Source organism: Nocardia bovistercoris (assembly GCF_015674855.1).
In the GTDB taxonomy this organism is placed as follows: Bacteria; Actinomycetota; Actinomycetes; order Mycobacteriales; family Mycobacteriaceae; genus Nocardia; species Nocardia bovistercoris.
Window position 1 is genome coordinate 445,702 of record NZ_JADMLG010000002.1, and the last position, 17,578, is coordinate 463,279.

Below are 17,578 nucleotides of genomic sequence, written 5' to 3' on the forward strand. Positions count from 1 at the left end.
AGTCCGGGCCGGATTCGGCGCGGACACCGGGGTGGATTCGCAGGCTGTGGGCCGCGTCGACGCGCTATCGAGCGACGATGGCCGCCATCGCCGCGGCGGTCGCGCTCGGCGCGTGCGTGGAGATCGCCGCGCCGCTGCTGACCAAACGCGCGGTCGACGCGGCCGGGGTCGGCGACACGGCGGTGATCGGCGTGGTCGCCGCGCTGCTCGCGGTGGTCGCGGTAGGCCGGTTCGTCGCGTCGCTGGGGCGGCGGGTGCTCGCCGGGCGCCTGTCGCTCGACGTGCAGCACACCATGCGCGTCGACCTGCTCACCTCGCTGCAACGGCTGGACGGCGCCGGTCAGGACACCATGCGCACCGGACAGGTGGTGTCGCGTTCCATCACCGACCTGCAACTGGTGCAAGCGCTGGTCTCCATGGTCCCGTGGTCGGCGCTGGCGGCCCTGCAATTCGTGCTGGCCGTCGGCGTGATGGTCTGGCTGTCACCGCCGCTCGCCGCGATCGCGCTGCTCGTGGTGCCCGCCATCGCGGTGGTGGTCTACCGCATGCGTCCGCGCCTGTACGCGGCGACTTGGTCCGCGCAGCAGCGCGCCGCCGACCTGGCCCAGCACGTCGAGGAGACGGTCACCGGAGTCAGGGTGGTGAAAGGGTTCGGGCAGGAGGCCAGGATGGTCGACATCCTGGAACGGCACAGCCGCGACCTCTACGCCGAACGCATGCGCGCCGCGGGAGTCGACGCGCGTTTCGCCCCCGTGGTCACCGCGATCCCGCAGGCGGGCATGGTCGCGGTGATCGTGGTCGGCGGACTGCTGGCCGTCAACGGAACCATCGGCCTCGGCACCTTCCTCGCCTTCGCCGCCTATGTCGCCACCATGACGGCCTCGGCGCGCACCCTCTCCGCGGTGATCATCATGAGCCAGCTGACCCGCGCCGCCGCCGAACGCGTCTACCAGGTCATCGACGCCGCCCCCGGCATCACCGACCCGCAGGCCCCCGCACCGCTGCCCGACGGCCCGCTCGGCATCGACATCCGCGACCTCACCTTCGGCTTCGCCCCTGACCAGCCCGTCCTCCGCGACCTCGACCTCACCGTGCGCCCCGGCGAAACCGTCGCGATCATCGGCCCCGCGGGCTCCGGCAAGTCCACTCTCGCCCTGCTGCTGCCCCGCTTCTACGCCCCCGACAAGGGCAGCGTCCACCTCTTCGCCGAGTCAGCGAGCGGTGCGGCCCCGGCTGTGTCGGCGCAGGTCGGCGCATTTTCCGAGGGCGACGGCGCCGCGGCACACCACCGATCGACGGTCGCCGCGACACCACTCGGTTCCGGCGCCTCGACCATCGCGGCGAGCACGGATTCGGTCGATATCGCCGAAGTGGCCTCGGACGACCTGCGGGCGGCGGTCGGGGTGGTCTTCGATGATCCGTTCCTGTTCTCCGACACCATCGCGGCCAATATCGCGCTCGGCCGTCCCGGCGCCACCGACGCCGAGATCCGCGCGGCGGCCGAACTCGCGGCGGCCGACGAATTCATCGCCGAACTGCCGGACGGCTACGACACCGTGGTCGGCGAACGCGGGCTCACCCTGTCCGGCGGGCAGCGCCAGCGCGTCGCGTTGGCGCGCACGCTGTTGGCGCGGCCGCGCATCCTCGTGCTCGACGACGCGACCTCGGCGGTGGACGCTGTCACCGAGGCCAGGATCTTCGAGCGCCTACCCGATCGCGGCCGCCGCACCACGCTCATCCTGGCGCACCGCGAATCCACCCTCGCGCAGGCCGACCGGGTGATCCGGCTGCCCGCGCCGCCCGGACCCGTCCTCCGCGCGATCACGACCGACTCCGTCGCGACGAACACCGCGCGCCCCGGCGACTGGACCGCGATCACCGGCGCGCTGGCCGAAACCCCGGAACTGCGCAGGGCTATCGAGAAACTGCCCGCCGCCACCGAACAACCCGACGGCGATCCGGCGGAAATGCGCCGCCCCGATCCCGGCTTCCGGCTCGCCTCGCTGCTGCGTCCGGTCCGGCTGCTGGTCCTGACCGTGGTCGCGCTGCTCGCCGCCGACGCGGTGCTCGGCATCGCGTTCCCGCCGCTGGTCCGTTTCGCCATCGACAGCGGCGTCGGCGACCACGACGCGAGCGTGCTCGGGTTGGCCGCCGTGATCGGCGTCGTGCTGGTGCTGTCGGGGCTGCTGGTCGGCGCGGCCACCATCGTGCTCACCGCGCGCACCGGGGAACGGGTGCTGCTCGGCCTGCGGGTGCGCAGTTACGCACACCTGCAGCGGCTCGGACTCGACTACTACGAGCGCGAACTGTCCGGCAAGATCATGACCAGGATGACCACCGACGTCGACGCGCTGTCGACCTTCCTGCAAACCGGCGTCGCCGCCACCTTGATCGGCGTGCTCACCCTGGCGGGGATCGCGGTGGCGCTGCTGGTCGTCGACCTCTCGCTGGCGGTGATCGTGCTTGCCACGCTGCCGCCGCTGGTGATCGCCACGGTGGTGTTCCGGCGCTACTCCGATATCGCGTACACGGTGTCGCGGGAACGCGTCTCCCTGGTGAACGCGCATTTCACCGAGAACGTGACCGGATTGCGCGCCGTGCAGGCCAACCGCAACGAGCCGGTCGCGGCCCGCCGCTTCGCCGAATACTCGGTGCGCTACCGGCATTCGCGAATGCGCGCGCAGTGGGCCATCGCGCTGTTCTTCGCCTTCGTGATCTCGTGGGCTGATCTGGCGCTGGCGGTGGTGGTGTTCGTCGGCGCGCGCGAGGTCGCCGCCGGGGCGACGACCGCGGGCACGCTGATCGCCTTCGTGCTCTACCTGCAGTTGTTGTTCAGCCCGATCCTCCAGTTGTCGCAGGTCTTCGACGGGTACCAGCAGGCGCGGGTCGGCCTGCGCCGCATCGCGGAACTGCTGCGCACTCCGTCCTCGATCGCCGACGACCCAGTCGACGCGGTCACCGCCGAGACCGCGCCGCGCGGCGAGGTGAAAGCCGAGAACGTCGGCTTCCGATACTCGGGCGCCCGCGATCCGGCCCTCACCGACGTGAGTTTCGACATACCCGCCGGATCCACCCTCGCACTGGTCGGCCCGACCGGTGCGGGCAAGTCGACCATCGTCAAACTCCTCGCCCGCCTCTACGACATCCCGCGCACCGAAGCGGCGGGCGACGACCGCGGTTCGGCGGGCGGCGACAGCGCCACAGACAGCGGCAGCGGGGTCGGTGATGGCGAGACAGGCAGCAGCGCGACAGCCAGCGCCACCGCGAGCGGCGGCAGCGCGAGCGGCGGCAGCGCGAGCGGCAGCGCGCCGAGTGGTAACGGCACGGCGGGCGGTGGCGGCGCTATCCGGCTCGCCGGTGTCGACATCCGCGATATCCCGTTGGTGGAGTACCGATCGCGGCTCGGCATCGTGCCGCAGGAAGCTCACCTGTTCACCGGTGACGTGGCGAGCAACATCGCATTCGGGCAACCATTCGCGAGCCCGGAACGCATAGCGGCGGCGGCCGAGGCGGTGGGCGCCGCCTCGATGATCGCCTCGTTACCGATGGGTATGGGCCAGCCGGTCGGTGAGCGCGGGCGCGGGCTCTCGGCCGGGCAGCGTCAGCTGATCGCCTTGGCGCGGGCCGAACTCGTCGATCCCGAACTGCTGTTGCTCGATGAGGCGACCGCAACACTCGACCAGGAGACCGAGGCATCGGTGCTGGTAGCGAGCCGATCGCTGGCGCGCGGCCGGACCACCGTCCTCGTCGCGCACCGGCTCGGCACAGCGGCGCGCGCCGATCGGATCGCGGTGGTCGACCACGGCCGCATCGTGGAATTCGGCGCCCACGACGAGTTGCTCGCGGCGGGCGGAACCTACGCGCGACTGTGGCTTGCCGCGGGCCCGGCCGCGCTGTGAGGCGCGCGGGTTCGGCACCGGGATGTGGTGCGGGCGACAGCGCGCGCCGTGAAAGGAATATTCTCGACTTCGTACGAGTCTGGACAGATGAGTTCAGGTGTGTGTGGCGGTGAAGACACCGCCGATTTGCTGCTGGGCCTATCCTCGATTAGGGCGCATCGGCGCGCATCCGCTGATCCCCGTGCCGGGCACGTCACAAACGTCGCAGCGCGAAGAACGAAATGAGGCGAACACCTGCTGTGAGCAGCACAACTTCCCAGTTCGGACAGAACCAGTGGCTGGTCGACGAGATGTATCAGAAGTACAAGCAGGATCCATCTTCGGTCGACGCGAGCTGGCACGAGTTCCTGGCCGACTACACACCTGAGGCGACCGGCGACAACGGTCGGCCCACGCAGGCCGCCACCGCCGTCGAGTCCGCCACCGCGCCGACTACGAACTCCAACTCCACACCGGCTGTCAAGCCCGCGCAGCCGAACAACTCGGCTCAGACCGCGAAGCCCGCGCCCACCGCCGCCAAGCCCGCGACACCCAAGCCGGCAACGCCCGAGCCCGTGACCCCCAAGCCCGCGGCCGCCCAGACTTCCGCGCCGAGCAAACCCGCCGCACCGGCGAAGGCCACCGCCCGCACCCCGCAGACCACCCCGGCGCCCACCTCGAATGCGGCGCCCACCTCCGGCGGCCCCAAGCCCGCCGACACCTCCGACGAGTCGAAGGTGCTACGCGGCGCGGCCGCGGCGGTCGCGAAGAACATGTCGGCCTCGCTGGCCATCCCGACCGCGACGAGCGTGCGCGCCATCCCGGCGAAGCTGATGATCGACAACCGCCTGGTCATCAACAACCATCTGGCCCGCACCCGCGGCGGCAAGATCTCCTTCACCCACCTGCTCGGCTACGCGATCGTGTCGGCGGTGAAGAAGTTCCCGAACATGAACCGGCACTTCGCCGAGGTCGACGGCAAGCCCAACGCGGTCACCCCCGCGCACACCAACCTCGGCCTCGCGATCGACCTGCCTGGCAAGGATGGCAACCGCTCGCTGGTCGTCGCCGCCATCAAGGGCACCGAGGACATGACCTTCGGTCAGTTCCACACCGCCTACGAGGACATCGTGCGGCGCGCACGCGACGGCAAGCTCACCGCCGAGGACTTCACCGGCGTCACCATCTCGCTCACCAATCCGGGCACCATCGGCACCGTGCATTCGGTGCCGCGCCTGATGAACGGCCAGGGCGCGATCATCGGCGCGGGCGCCATGGAGTACCCGGCCGAGTTCCAGGGCATGGCCGACGAGCGCATCGCCGACCTCGGCGTCGGCAAGTTGATGACGCTCACCTCCACCTACGACCACCGCATCATCCAGGGCGCGGAATCCGGCGACTTCCTGCGCACCATCCACAACCTGCTGATCTCCGACGAGTTCTTCGACGAGATCTTCCACGGTCTCGGCGTGCCGTACGAGCCGATCCGCTGGCGCAAGGACGTTCGCGAGCGCGGCGTCGACAAGAGCGCCCGCGTGCTCGAGATGATCGCGGCCTACCGCAACCGCGGTCACCTGATGGCCGACACCGATCCGCTGCGGCTGGTCAAGGACAAGTTCCGCAGCCATCCCGATCTCGATGTCACCCAGCACGGGCTGACCCTGTGGGATCTGGACCGCGAGTTCAATGTCGGTGGTTTCCACGGCCAGGAGCGCATGAAGCTGCGCGATGTGCTGTCGATCCTGCGCGACGCCTACTGCCGCCACGTCGGTGTGGAGTACACCCACATCCTGGAGACCGAGCAGTTGGAGTGGATGCAGGAACGGACCGAGCAGAAGCACGCGAAACCGACTGTCGCGCAGCAGAAGTACATCCTGAACAAGCTCAATGCCGCCGAGGCGTTCGAGACCTTCCTGCAGACCAAGTACGTCGGGCAGAAGCGTTTCTCGTTGGAGGGCGCCGAGGCCGTCATCCCGATGATGGACGCCGTCATCGACCAGTGCGCCGAATACGCCCTCGACGAGGTCGTCATCGGCATGCCGCACCGCGGCCGGTTGAACGTGCTGGCCAATATCGTCGGCAAGCCCTACTCGAAGATCTTCACCGAGTTCGAGGGCAATATGAATCCGGCGGCCACCCACGGCTCCGGCGACGTGAAGTACCACCTGGGCGCGCAGGGCACCTACCTGCAGATGTTCGGCGACAACGAGATCGAGGTCTCGCTGACGGCCAACCCGTCGCACCTGGAGGCGGTCGACCCGGTGCTCGAGGGGCTGGTACGCGCCAAGCAGGACCTGCTCGACAAGGGCGACGGCCCCGAGGGCTTCTCGGTGATGCCCTTGATGCTGCACGGCGACGCCGCGTTCGCGGGTCAGGGCGTGGTCGCCGAGACGCTGAACCTGTCGGGTCTGCGCGGCTACCGGGTCGGCGGCACCATCCACATCGTGGTCAACAACCAGATCGGTTTCACCACGGCCCCGGAGAACAGCCGTTCCACCGAGTACTCCACCGATATCGCGAAGTTCATCGGCGCGCCGATCTTCCACGTGAACGGCGACGATCCCGAGGCCTGCGACTGGGTGGCGCGTCTGGCGGTGGACTTCCGCCAGAAGTTCCGCAAGGACGTCGTGATCGACATGATCTGCTACCGGCGTCGCGGTCACAACGAGGGCGACGACCCCTCGATGACCCAGCCGTACATGTACGACGTCATCGACACCAAGCGTTCGGTCCGCAAGGCCTACACCGAGAGCCTGATCGGCCGCGGCGACATCTCGCTCAAAGAGGCCGAGGACGCGCTGCGCGACTACCAGGGCCAGTTGGAACGGGTCTTCAACGAGGTCCGCGAGCTGGAGAAGTACACCCCTGAGCCGTCGGAATCGGTCGAGGACGACCAGCAGGTCCCGACCACCGTGCAGACGGCCGTCGACAAGGCGCTGCTGCAGCGCATCGGCGACGCCTTCCTCAACGTGCCCGACGGTTTCAACGTGCACCCGCGCGTCAAGCCGGTGCTGGAGAAGCGCCGTGAAATGGCCTACGAGGGCAAGGTCGACTGGGCCTTCGCCGAGTTGCTCGCCTTCGGCACCCTGATCGACGAGGGCACCGCGGTGCGCCTGACCGGCCAGGACTCCCGGCGCGGCACCTTCACCCAGCGGCACTCGGTCATCATCGACCGCAAGACCGCCGAGGAGTACACGCCGCTGCACAATATCGGCAGCGCCAACCCCGGCTGGTTCGCCGTGCACGACTCGGCGCTGAGCGAATACGCCGCCGTCGGCTTCGAATACGGCTATTCGCTGGGCAATCCGGCCGCGCTGGTGCTGTGGGAGGCGCAGTTCGGCGACTTCGTCAACGGCGCGCAGTCCATCATCGACGAGTTCATCTCCTCCGGTGAGGCCAAGTGGGGGCAGCTCTCCGACGTGGTGCTGCTGCTGCCGCACGGTCACGAGGGCCAGGGGCCCGACCACACCTCGGGTCGTATCGAACGCTTCCTGCAGCTGTGCGCGGAGGGTTCGATGACGGTCGCGGTGCCGTCCACCCCGGCGAACTACTTCCACCTGCTGCGCCGCCACGCGCTCGACGGCATCCGCCGCCCGCTGATCGTCTTCACGCCGAAGTCGATGCTGCGCAACAAGGCCGTGGTGTCGGATCTGAAGGACTTCACCGAGTCCAAGTTCCGCTCGGTCTTCGACGAGCCCGCCTACGAGCAGGGTGTCGGCGACCGCACCAAGGTCAAGCGCATCCTGATGACCAGCGGCAAGCTGTACTACGAGCTGGCCGCGGAGAAGGCGAAGCAGAAGCGCGAGGATGTCGCCATCGTGCGTGTCGAGCAGCTGTACCCGCTGCCGATCCGCCGTCTCAACGAGGCGCTGGCGGGCTACCCGAACGCCGCGGAGATCTTCTGGGTCCAGGAGGAACCGGCCAACCAGGGCGCGTGGCCCTTCTTCGGCTTGAACCTGCCGGAGTACCTGCCCGCGGAACTCGGTCCGCTGCGCCGAATCTCGCGACGCGCCATGTCGGCCCCGTCCTCGGGCTCGTCGAAGGTGCACGCGGTGGAGCAGGCCGAGATCATCGAGGAAGCGTTCCGGCCCACGACCTGATCGCGACACCGACGCCGAAGCGAGCCCGCATCCACCGATGCGGGCTCGTCCCGTTTCAAGGCACACTTTGTTCTAGGAGAGGGGTTTTCGACAGTGCGGAAGACGGTGCGTTCGCTGACCGACGCGGTGGCCGACGTGGTCGCCGAGGCCATGAGCACGGCCCTGCCGCCACAGGTCCGCGACCGCGATCCGCTGATCCGACGTTCCGACCACGCGGATTACCAGGCGAATGTCGCGCTGTCGGTGGCCAAGACGATCGGGCGGCCCGCGCGTGAGATCGGCGCGCTCATCGCCGATCGGCTGGCGGCGGCGAACGAGCCGGTGATCGCGTCGAGTTCGGTGTCGGGTCCCGGTTTCGTGAACATCACGGTGCCCGACGAGGTGATCTGGCGCCATATCGCGGGCAGGCTCGGCGACGATCGGCTCGGCATCGGGATGCCGCTGGCGAGCGCGCGCATCGTGGTCGACTATTCCTCGCCGAATATCGCCAAGCAGATGCACGTCGGCCACCTGCGCACGACGGTCATCGGTGACGCGCTCGCGCGGGTGCTGTCCTTCCTCGGCGCGGACGTGATCCGCCAGAATCACCTCGGCGACTGGGGAACCCAGTTCGGGATGCTCATCCAGTACATCGATGAACACCCGCGGCAGCGTTGGCATCACGGCGAATTCGCCGACGATCCCGACGCCACGATCGGCGCGCTGGACGCGGTGTACCGGCGGGCGCGCGCCGCCTTCGACGCCGACTCCGCGTTCGCCGATCGGGCGCGGGCGCGGGTGGTGGCGCTGCAAGCGGGCGACCCGGACACGCTGCGGGTCTGGTCGGACCTGGTCGCGGAGTCGCAGCGCGCGTTCCAGAGCCTCTACGACCGGCTCGGCGTACTCCTCGACCCCGCCGACTGCGCGGGCGAGTCCACCTACAACGATCAGCTCGAGGCGGTGGTGGCCGAACTCACCGACGCCGGGATCCTGGTGCGCAGCGAGGGCGCGCTGTGCGTATTCGACCCGGATGTCACCGGACCCGACGGCGCCCCGACGCCGCTGATAGTGCGCAAAGCCGACGGCGGATACGGTTACGCCGCAACCGATCTCGCGACCATCAGGCACCGGATACGTAACCTGCGCGCCACCGCGATCCTCTACGTGGTCGACGCGCGCCAGGCCAGGCATTTCGAGATGGTGTTCGCCACCGCGCGCCGGGCGGGCTGGCTGGACGACACGGTCGAGGCCGTCCACATTCCGTTCGGCACCGTCCTCGGACCCGACGGCACACCGTTCAAGACCCGCTCGGGCGCCACGGTGCCGCTCACGGACCTGCTCGACTCCGCTGTCGAGCGGGCGCGCTCGGTGGTCGCCGACAAGGATTCCGAACTCGACGCCGCCACACTCGAAGCGGTGGCCGAGGCGGCGGGCATCGGTGCCGTGAAATACGCCGACCTGTCCGGCGCGCGGGTCAAGGATTACGTCTTCGACGTCGACCGCATGGTCGCGCTGAAAGGCGACACCGGGGTCTACCTGCAGTACGCGCACGCCCGCATCCGCTCGATCCTGCGCAATGCCGCACCCGCCGACCTGCGCACCCCGGTCGATCCCACCGTGCCCCTGTACCGCACCGAACGCGCGCTGGTGCTGCTGCTCGACGATTTCGCGCACGTACTCGGCGAGACCGCCCGCACCTACGAACCGCACCGGCTGGCCGGATACCTGTTCACCCTGGCCCGCACCTACACCGAGTTCTACGAGAACTGCCCCGTGCTCAAGGCGCCCGATCCGGCGTTGCGCGCCAACCGCCTCGCGCTGTGCAGGTTGACCGGCGACACCCTCGCGCGCGGACTGAACCTCCTCGGCATCGCCGCGCCCGAACGTCTCTGATCCGGCGGGTGATCGATTCCGTTCGAGCGGGCCGCATCTCGGGACGGTCGCCTAGTGTGGTCGGTGAAGCGCGGCGACTGCGCCGCGCGGGCCCAGTTCGAGGAGATGGTTTCGGTGGCCGAGGATCGCACGGCGGGAAAGGATCCGGCGCTGGTGGCATTCGGCCTCGGCTGGGATCCGGTGAAACGGAAACTGTTCGGCGACAAACGCGATATCGACCTGAACGCCGCCGCGCTGCTGTTCGACCGGACCGCACTCGTCGACGTCGTCTTCCACGAGCAGTTGCTGTCCAAGGACGGTTCGGTGCGGCTGCTCGGCGACAATCTCACCGGCGAGGGCGACGGCGACGACGAAATCATCAGCGTCGACCTGACCCGCGTGGCGCCCGGCGTCACCACCATCCTGTTCCTGGTCACCTCCTATTCCGGCCAGTCCTTCGACCGGATCGGCAATGCGTTCTGCCGCGTGGTCGACAGCACCACCGGCAGCGAACTCTCCCGCAAAACCCTCGCCCACGACGGCAGCACCGGTTTCATCGCCGGGAAACTCACCAGGGCGCAACAGAACTGGGCGTACGAGGTGATCGGGACACCCATCGAGGCGCAACACCCGGTCGAGGCGATCGGCGCGCTCGCCCCCTACCTCTGAACCGGGCGGCAACACCACGGCATACCGCATCGGACAACCTGCGCCGAAGCGGGCCGTCGCCGCGCGCGGAGGTGCGATCATCGGCGCTCGGGTGTCATCGGTCACGGCGTACCGGCGGCGATCACCGTGTCTTTCCGAGGATCGGATTCGGCAGAAGGGATTTCGCGTGCGGGTACTGGTCACCGGAGCGAACGGATATCTCGGCAGCGCGGTCTGTTCGGCTCTGCTCGCGGCCGATCACGACGTGATCGGCCTGGTCCGCCGCGGCCGGAACAACATTCCCGCGCACCTCCCGCTGCGCGTCGCCGACATCCTCGACCGCGTCGCCCTCACCGAAGCCCTCACCGACATCGACGCCGTCTGCCACCTGGCGGGCCTGACCCGCGCCCGCGATTCCCACGCCGAGCCACTGCGCTACTTCGAAGCGAACACCGTTGGCACCTTGAACCTGTTGCGTGCGATGGCCTCGGCCGAGGTCCGCCGTCTCGTCTTCGCCTCAACCGGCTCCATCTACGGCACCCCCGATCACGGCCCCGTCACCGAGGAAACCCCCGACGCGCCGCCGCACCCCTACGCCGCGAGTAAACACGCGGCCGAAGCCGCCATCACCGCCCAAGCCGCGACCGGCGAACTGTCCGCCACGATCCTCCGCCTGTTCAACATCGTCGGCGGCGCCCCGACCGACGACACCGGAATCCTCCCCCGTCTGCTCGCCGTGGCCGCGGGCGAGCTTCCCCGGCTCCCCATCAACGGCGACGGCTCCACCGTCCGCGACTACCTCCACATCCGCGACGCCGCCGACGCATTCCCCGCAGCCCTCCGGGTCGACCCCGGAATCTATCTCCGCTACAACATCTCTCGCGGAATCGGCGTGAGCATCAACGACCTCGTCGCGGCCACCTCCCGAGTCACCGGCCTGCCGATCCCGGTCGAACACCGCGACGCCGCCGCGGAATCCCAGCGCCTCATCGGAGACAGCGCCCGCGCCGCCCGCGAACTCGGTTGGACCGCAAGCAGCTCCTCCGGCATCGATGCGATTCTGCGCGAAGCGTGGACCGCGCGATTTCCAGAACGGCGCATGGATTCCACCGATTGACATCACCTGAACCACTTGGAGTGGTTAAGGTTTCAGTACTTCTATGTCATGGACCGGGGCGCGTTACGTCGAGCACCGGGATTCAGCGGCGGGGAATGGGTTCGAACGCGGAATCGGCGGCGCCACGGCCGGAATCCGAGGAACCCCGCCATCGCGGTTCCTGTTTGCCGACCCACAGTTCGCTCCCGAAAGGACTCGACGTGTCCCCGACCGGTTCATCCCTCCCCCGCCGCATGCTCGGCCGCCAACTCCGCGCGCTCCGCGAGAACTGCGGCATCACCATGGATTTCGCGCGCGAAACCATCGGAGTCGGGAAACAGACCCTGTGGCGGATGGAAACCGGCCAACCGATCCGCATGAATCCGGCATTCGTCGAGAAACTGTGCACGATATACGGGGCCTCCGAACAGACGACATCCCACATGCTCGGGCTGGCCGCCGAAACCGGCAACACCGGGTGGTGGCACGCTCTCGACGCCCGCACCGCGGACCAGTGCACCCTCTACCTCGGGCTCGAATCGACCGCGACACGAGTCGTCTCCTTCCAAACGACGCTACTACCAGGTCTTTTCCAGACCGACGAATACCGGCGCGCACTCATCTGGGCCGATCAGCCCCGCATGCCCGGCGCCGAAGTCGAACGACACATCGAACTCTTCGATCAGCAACGAGCACTACTGGACGCGCGCCGCACCCTCACCGTCGACGCCACAATCGACGAGTCCGCACTACGCCGCCCCGTCGGCGGCCCCGCCGTCATGGCACGCCAACTCACCCACCTCGCGAAATGCGCCGAACGAGAGAACATCTCGATACGCATAATCCCCCTGACGGCCGCAGCCCACACCGGACTCCGAGTAGGCGCCTTCATCCTCCTCGAGTTCCCACCCCGACCGACCCCCCACCTGACCGATCCTCCCGTGGTCTTCGTCCGCGGTTTCACCGGCAACCTCTACCTCGAGAAGGCCGACGAGGTACACCGATACCGGCGTGCGTACACCGACATCGAACGGTCCGCCCTCGACAAGGCCCGCAGCCGAACACTCATCCGGCGCATCGCCGCGGAATACGCACCGTAACCGCGGCTTCGGCCGGTGACCGACGGTCTGCGACCATCCGAAGCGGACCAGCGATCGCGTCTCCCGCCGGCAGGATGACCGACGTGCGCAATCCTGCCCGTGAGCATCGGCTCCGGGCGGGAGGCCACCATCCTCCACCACCGACCGCGTCCGATGTCTGGATGAACGGAACAGCCGACCAGCTGATCGTCTCCGCACATCCGGATTTCGTGGCGGCCGTCGAGCGGAATCGTACGGGGGAATCGCTGAACACCGAGTGCAGTGGGCACATTCGATCGAATCACCGGATCGGACCCGTATAGCCTCTCCGAGTGTGATCGACACCGACGAATTCGGCGAACTCGTGCTCACGATCCGCTCGGACACCGATTCCCCACAACCAACGGATGTTCGGATCGAACTGCGCGCACCGAGGATGTTCGACACATACGCCATCGACTTCGAGGTTCGGGCGGTCCATCCGTTCGCCCACGTCGAACTCGGGGTGCGCACCCTGGGAGGTGATGGACTCGCCGATTTCCTTGACGCTCTCGCCGAAGACTTCCACGGCTGGCACGGAGCGCGCACCTGGCACTCCATCGACCGCGAATTCATGCTCTCGGCCGAACATCACGGCTATGTCCACCTCCGATGGGGCCTGGCGCGACGGTACCTGCACGGCTCTCTGCTAGCTCGGGAATGGCTGTTCGAGACAACGACTCTGCACGCCGCGGGCGAGTCGATCCGAACCCTCGCCACCGACATGCGCACCTTTCTATCCGCTGCCTCCTGAGCTACGCCTGACCGCCTCGCGCAACGCACAGGTCCAGCCGGACGGGAAGTGCGCCCGGTCAGTCGTTCACGCTGTACGACACCGGCACCGGCGGCAGGAACGGGTTGCACCCGCGTACTGCCCACCGGTAGCGTTCGTAGGATCGACCAGGGGGTGGAGATGCCGGTCCGCTCCGCGTAGCCGACACCGGTGTTCGAGAGGAAGCGATGACATCGTCTTCGTGGCGTCCGGTTCTGCTCGTGATCGGCGCGGTGCTCGTGCTCGCCGGATGCGATACGTCGTCCGACACCGTCGCAACCTCGACGCCCGCCAAACCCAGCGTGGCCCCCGATGTGCCCAGCGGATTCGACCCCTGTACTGACATCCCACAAAGTGTGCTGGCCTCGGAGAAGTTGCTCGACAAGACGAAAGACGACTCCAATGCGTCGGGTGGAATCAAGTGGCGTGGATGCCTGTGGGCAAAGACCGACGGCTACGCGGTCAGCATCAGAACGACGAACATCACGATCGAAATGGTGAAGGCCAAACACTTCCCCGAAACCAACGAGTACATCATCGGGGGGCGTCAAGCCGTCACGTCACGCCAATCCGAACGCCAATCTGAGCTGGCGTGCAACTTGGATGTGAAAATGCAGGGCGGTAGCCTCGAATTCCTATTGACCAACTCGCCGAGCAATCGGCTGACCGGCAGCCGAGACTCATGTGATCTCGTCCGTGAACTCGCCGAGAAGGTTGTGCCGTCGATACCGGCAAACGCTTGACATCCGAGGGGCGGCTACCAGGGAGGGAGACCAGAAGTGGGCGATGATCAATCAGCACCGCGACGTCCTATGGCGAATATGCTCGATGCCGCGAACAACGGCCAACTCTCGATCAAGCTTACGCCCGAGGATTTCGTCTACCTCGACCGCGACTGCGAGTTCTTCAAACGCGCTATCAGAAGGATCCAGCAGATCGCGACAGAGGTCTCGCAGCAAGACCACTGGGGGCTCGGAGAAGCGAACGACGACATGGTCTCCGGACGCGCGCTGGTCGGCCGCTTCAAGGTCAAGGCCAGAGACGCACCAGACGGTAACGACGTCTTCGCGATCATGGAGCAGCACTACAGCATCATCGAAGACATCCAGGCAGTCCATCGCATGGTCCGCGACCGAATGATGCAAGCCGACAGCGCGTTCGCCGCGGAGTTCACGCGATTGAACACTGATCTTCCCGAACGCCCGCCGGTCGATATTCAGCGGTGCGGCCCCATCTTTCCTTCACAAGGGACGACGCGATGACAGGGTACGAGAAGCCGACGATTCAGGGGAACGGTGAGCATCCGCAGAGCTGGGAGCACCCGAAGATCAATGACGCGTTCTTGCCGCTCGATACCGCTGATGCTGTGAACCAGTCGGAGAAGTACTTCGACATGTCCACCATCTGGGAACAAGGTGTGGAGACGTTCGTTCGGTCGATACAGAATTCGATAGCGCAGGCTTGGTCGGGTTCGGCGGCGGAAGCTTCGAAGGCCGCTATTCAGAAGTATGTCGACAACGATGCGCGGCCGCTGACGTCGGGGCTCGAGGAATTGTCCTTTCGTGTTCGTGATGCCGCGCTGGCCATTGTGAATACCAAGAGCGCGCTGCCGGACCCGGTCGTCGTGACGTGGACTTCTTGGGCGTGGCCACCGCACCGGTGGGATATGCAGCGGGATCAGTCGGCGAAGACCGAGGAGGCTCGGACGGCGATGACACAGCATTATGTGAAGCCGTTCGGGGATCTGGATTCCAAGATTCCGGTGCTGCATGTGCCGGTGGGACCGACACAGTCGGTGGATATCCCGGTTCCGAAGGTCGAGAATCCCGGCGCGTCGGCCGGTGGCGGCGGGGCGGCGGGCGGTTCTTCCGGATCGTCCGGGTCGAATGCGCCGAGCGGGAGTGCAGCCCAGGGGGCGCAGAGTCCGGAGCAGGCGGAAACGGCGCCGAGCGCATCGGGCGAGTCGAATACGCAGGCGGCGGCGTCGAATTCGAACACCTCGAGCACGTCCACTCCTTCGTCCGCTTCGGATCCGACGAAAACCGTCCCGAGTTCCGCGGGCACATCCACCTCACCCAGCGGGGCAGGTGTTCCGGGCTCGGGCGGTTCCGGCGGGTCGGGTTCGCGTACGCCCGGTTCGGGCAGATCGGGATCGGGATCGGGTGGTTCGGGCGCGGGCGGTTCGGGTTCCGGAGGCGCACCGGGTGCTGGGCGAAGTGTGCAGGGATTGATCGGCACGGGCGGCGGCACCGGGGCATCGACCTCTACAGCGGCGGGCACGAGTTCGGGTGCACGCGGCACGGGCATGGCGGGAGCGCCGGGAGCTGCGGGGCGCGGCGGCGGGAAGGACGAGGATTCGACGCACGGCGTGCCGGATTATCTGATCACGCAAGAGAACACCGACGAGCTGCTGGGCGAGATCCCGCCGACGATCGCGGGCGGGGTCATCGGGGGCGAGCCGGACTAGTGGCCGAATGGTTGTGGGAGCCCGATGATTTCGCGGCGCTGTGGTACGGCCATGCGCACGACCGGTTCCCGAGTCCGTTGCGCTACACCAGCCGTTTCACCACTCGCGACGAGGCGCGCGCACATCGTACGGCGGTGCGGGCGCGGTATTCGGCCGCGGAGTTGGACGAGATCCGGCTCGCTACGCACACTTTGGGCACCTCGCGGGTCCGCGTCGAGATTCTCGGCGGCACGTGCAGGCACAAGCGCAGTACAGGGCGAGACGACTTGCGCGAGTACCGGATCATCGGCGCGCGCACCGATTATCACGCGGTGACGCTCATGCAGTCCGGCACCGAGCACGAGCACGGCCCGATCCGGCTCCGCCTCCTGCGCCCCGAGCAGCTGCCGACCAGGGTGGCGGCGGAGATCCCGTCGTGCGCACCGGGGAAGGCGGCCCCCGAGACCTTCCATCCCGACGATCTGGATCCGCCCCGCGACCGCTACCTGCGGGACAACGCCCGCAACACCCCGCGCGAGCGGTACCGCCGTCTGGTGGCACGTCCCGCCGACGGCGGCGGCACCGCGGTCCTGCTCACCGGCCTCCCGCACGCGCAGTCCGCCCCGAGCGAGGTGATGCAGTGGCACGACATCACCGACGACGGCCGCTACACCGAACTGCGCGGCACCCACATCACCGTGCGCCCCACGACCTTCGCCGACCTCGGCGCACACTTCACGAACTGGTTCGACAAGGCATGGCAACGCCTGCACCCGGGCGACGAATGGTGAATGCGGGCCAAAGCTGACCACCGCGTCACCCACCGCCACGGGCGAACACCCGTCCACGGCCGACCAGGACTTTCCGGCCACCCCGACCCTTCGGCGGCTCTCCGAACGACCACCGGCCAACGGTGACCATCGCCCACAGCTGCCACCGCCCTCCCCTCGAGGCCCAACGGCCACGGGCGACCGCCCGCGGCCGGCACCACCTCGGCGGGTATCGCCTCTCAGCCGATCCCCGCTTCGATACCGCTCAACGCGTCGGCGAGAGCGGGGTCGAAGGTTCGGGCGAGGGCGACCAGGGAGTCGACCAGCAGGTCGACGAGTTCGTCCCGGGATATGGGTTCCTCGCGCAACCAGGTGAGGGTGCTTTCCTCCACGAAGGCGATCCACCCGCGCATGCCGAGGAGCAGGCGGGGGCGGCGTTCGGCGGCGAGGGTGGCGGGGGCTTCGGCGAGGATGATGCCGATGATCGCTTCGCGGGTGCCGTCCACCAGGGGGACGAGGTCGGGGCTGATGCTTGTCGGTCCGCGCAACAGGGCCAGGTATGAGGTGCGGTTCTCGCAGACGTAGTCGACGTAGCGGCCGATGGAGTCGCGCAGCATGTCGAGCAGGCCGAGGGTGCGGTCGGGGATGACGCGTTCGAGCAGTTCGGCGTTGGCGTGGCCGATGACGGCGTGCTGGAAGTCCTGTTTGGTCGGGAAGTAGTGGAAAAGCAGGCCGCGCGAGATGCCCGCTTGTTCGGCGATCTCGGTGATGGAGATGTCTTCGATGGAGCGCTCGCCGAGCATTTCGACGCCGAGGGTGATCAGTTGCAGGCGACGTTCGTCCGGACTGAGCCGCACGCGTTTGGTCTCTCCCGTTCCTCTGGCCACCGGGCCATACTA

12 protein-coding genes are annotated in these 17,578 nt (G+C 67.8%); 10 read left to right on the plus strand and 2 right to left on the minus strand.

Annotation, left to right across the window (positions count from 1 at the left end):
- The first annotated feature begins 77 nt into the window (after nt 1-77).
- The 9 genes from IT779_RS06055 to IT779_RS06095 all read left to right on the plus strand — a co-directional run bounded on the left by IT779_RS06055 (nt 78) and on the right by IT779_RS06095 (nt 14,725).
- Nucleotides 78-3,899, plus strand: a complete 3,822-nt coding sequence (locus IT779_RS06055; protein ID WP_232541471.1) for an ABC transporter ATP-binding protein — start codon at nt 78-80, stop codon at nt 3,897-3,899.
- Between the two features lie 221 nt (nt 3,900-4,120).
- Nucleotides 4,121-7,978 (plus strand): multifunctional oxoglutarate decarboxylase/oxoglutarate dehydrogenase thiamine pyrophosphate-binding subunit/dihydrolipoyllysine-residue succinyltransferase subunit, encoded by a 3,858-nt coding sequence (locus IT779_RS06060; RefSeq protein WP_196148165.1) that lies wholly within the window; start codon nt 4,121-4,123, stop codon nt 7,976-7,978.
- A gap of 93 nt (nt 7,979-8,071) precedes the next feature.
- A complete protein-coding gene (gene argS, locus IT779_RS06065) occupies nt 8,072-9,850 on the plus strand; it encodes an arginine--tRNA ligase (protein ID WP_332838678.1) in 1,779 nt (592 codons plus the stop codon).
- 63 nt (nt 9,851-9,913) lie between these two features.
- A complete protein-coding gene (locus IT779_RS06070; RefSeq protein WP_332838679.1) occupies nt 9,914-10,498 on the plus strand; it encodes a TerD family protein in 585 nt (194 codons plus the stop codon).
- A 166-nt stretch (nt 10,499-10,664) separates the two neighbouring features.
- Nucleotides 10,665-11,594, plus strand: a complete 930-nt coding sequence (locus tag IT779_RS06075; RefSeq protein WP_196148166.1) for an NAD-dependent epimerase/dehydratase family protein — start codon at nt 10,665-10,667, stop codon at nt 11,592-11,594.
- Nucleotides 11,595-11,794: 200 nt separating this feature from the next.
- Nucleotides 11,795-12,673 (plus strand): helix-turn-helix domain-containing protein, encoded by an 879-nt coding sequence (locus tag IT779_RS06080; protein ID WP_196148167.1) that lies wholly within the window; start codon nt 11,795-11,797, stop codon nt 12,671-12,673.
- A gap of 313 nt (nt 12,674-12,986) precedes the next feature.
- Nucleotides 12,987-13,445, plus strand: coding sequence for a DUF6228 family protein (locus IT779_RS38440; RefSeq protein WP_198428206.1), 459 nt, complete (start codon nt 12,987-12,989; stop codon nt 13,443-13,445).
- 206 nt (nt 13,446-13,651) lie between these two features.
- A complete protein-coding gene (locus IT779_RS06090; protein WP_196148168.1) occupies nt 13,652-14,206 on the plus strand; it encodes a DUF3558 domain-containing protein in 555 nt (184 codons plus the stop codon).
- Nucleotides 14,207-14,284: 78 nt separating this feature from the next.
- Nucleotides 14,285-14,725, plus strand: coding sequence for a hypothetical protein (locus tag IT779_RS06095; protein ID WP_232541472.1), 441 nt, complete (start codon nt 14,285-14,287; stop codon nt 14,723-14,725).
- A 460-nt stretch (nt 14,726-15,185) separates the two neighbouring features.
- Here the strand turns inward: IT779_RS06095 and IT779_RS37485 are convergent, their stop codons facing one another.
- Nucleotides 15,186-15,770 (minus strand): hypothetical protein, encoded by a 585-nt coding sequence (locus IT779_RS37485; RefSeq protein ID WP_232541473.1) that lies wholly within the window; start codon nt 15,768-15,770, stop codon nt 15,186-15,188.
- Between the two features lie 159 nt (nt 15,771-15,929).
- Here IT779_RS37485 and IT779_RS06105 point away from each other — a divergent pair, with 159 nt between their 5' ends.
- Entirely contained in the window at nt 15,930-16,700 is a 771-nt protein-coding gene (locus IT779_RS06105; RefSeq protein ID WP_196148170.1) for an ESX secretion-associated protein EspG, read from the plus strand.
- A 218-nt stretch (nt 16,701-16,918) separates the two neighbouring features.
- Here IT779_RS06105 and IT779_RS06110 read toward each other — a convergent pair whose 3' ends face one another.
- Nucleotides 16,919-17,566, minus strand: coding sequence for a TetR/AcrR family transcriptional regulator (locus IT779_RS06110; RefSeq protein WP_196148171.1), 648 nt, complete (start codon nt 17,564-17,566; stop codon nt 16,919-16,921).
- Between the last annotated feature and the right edge of the window lie 12 nt (nt 17,567-17,578).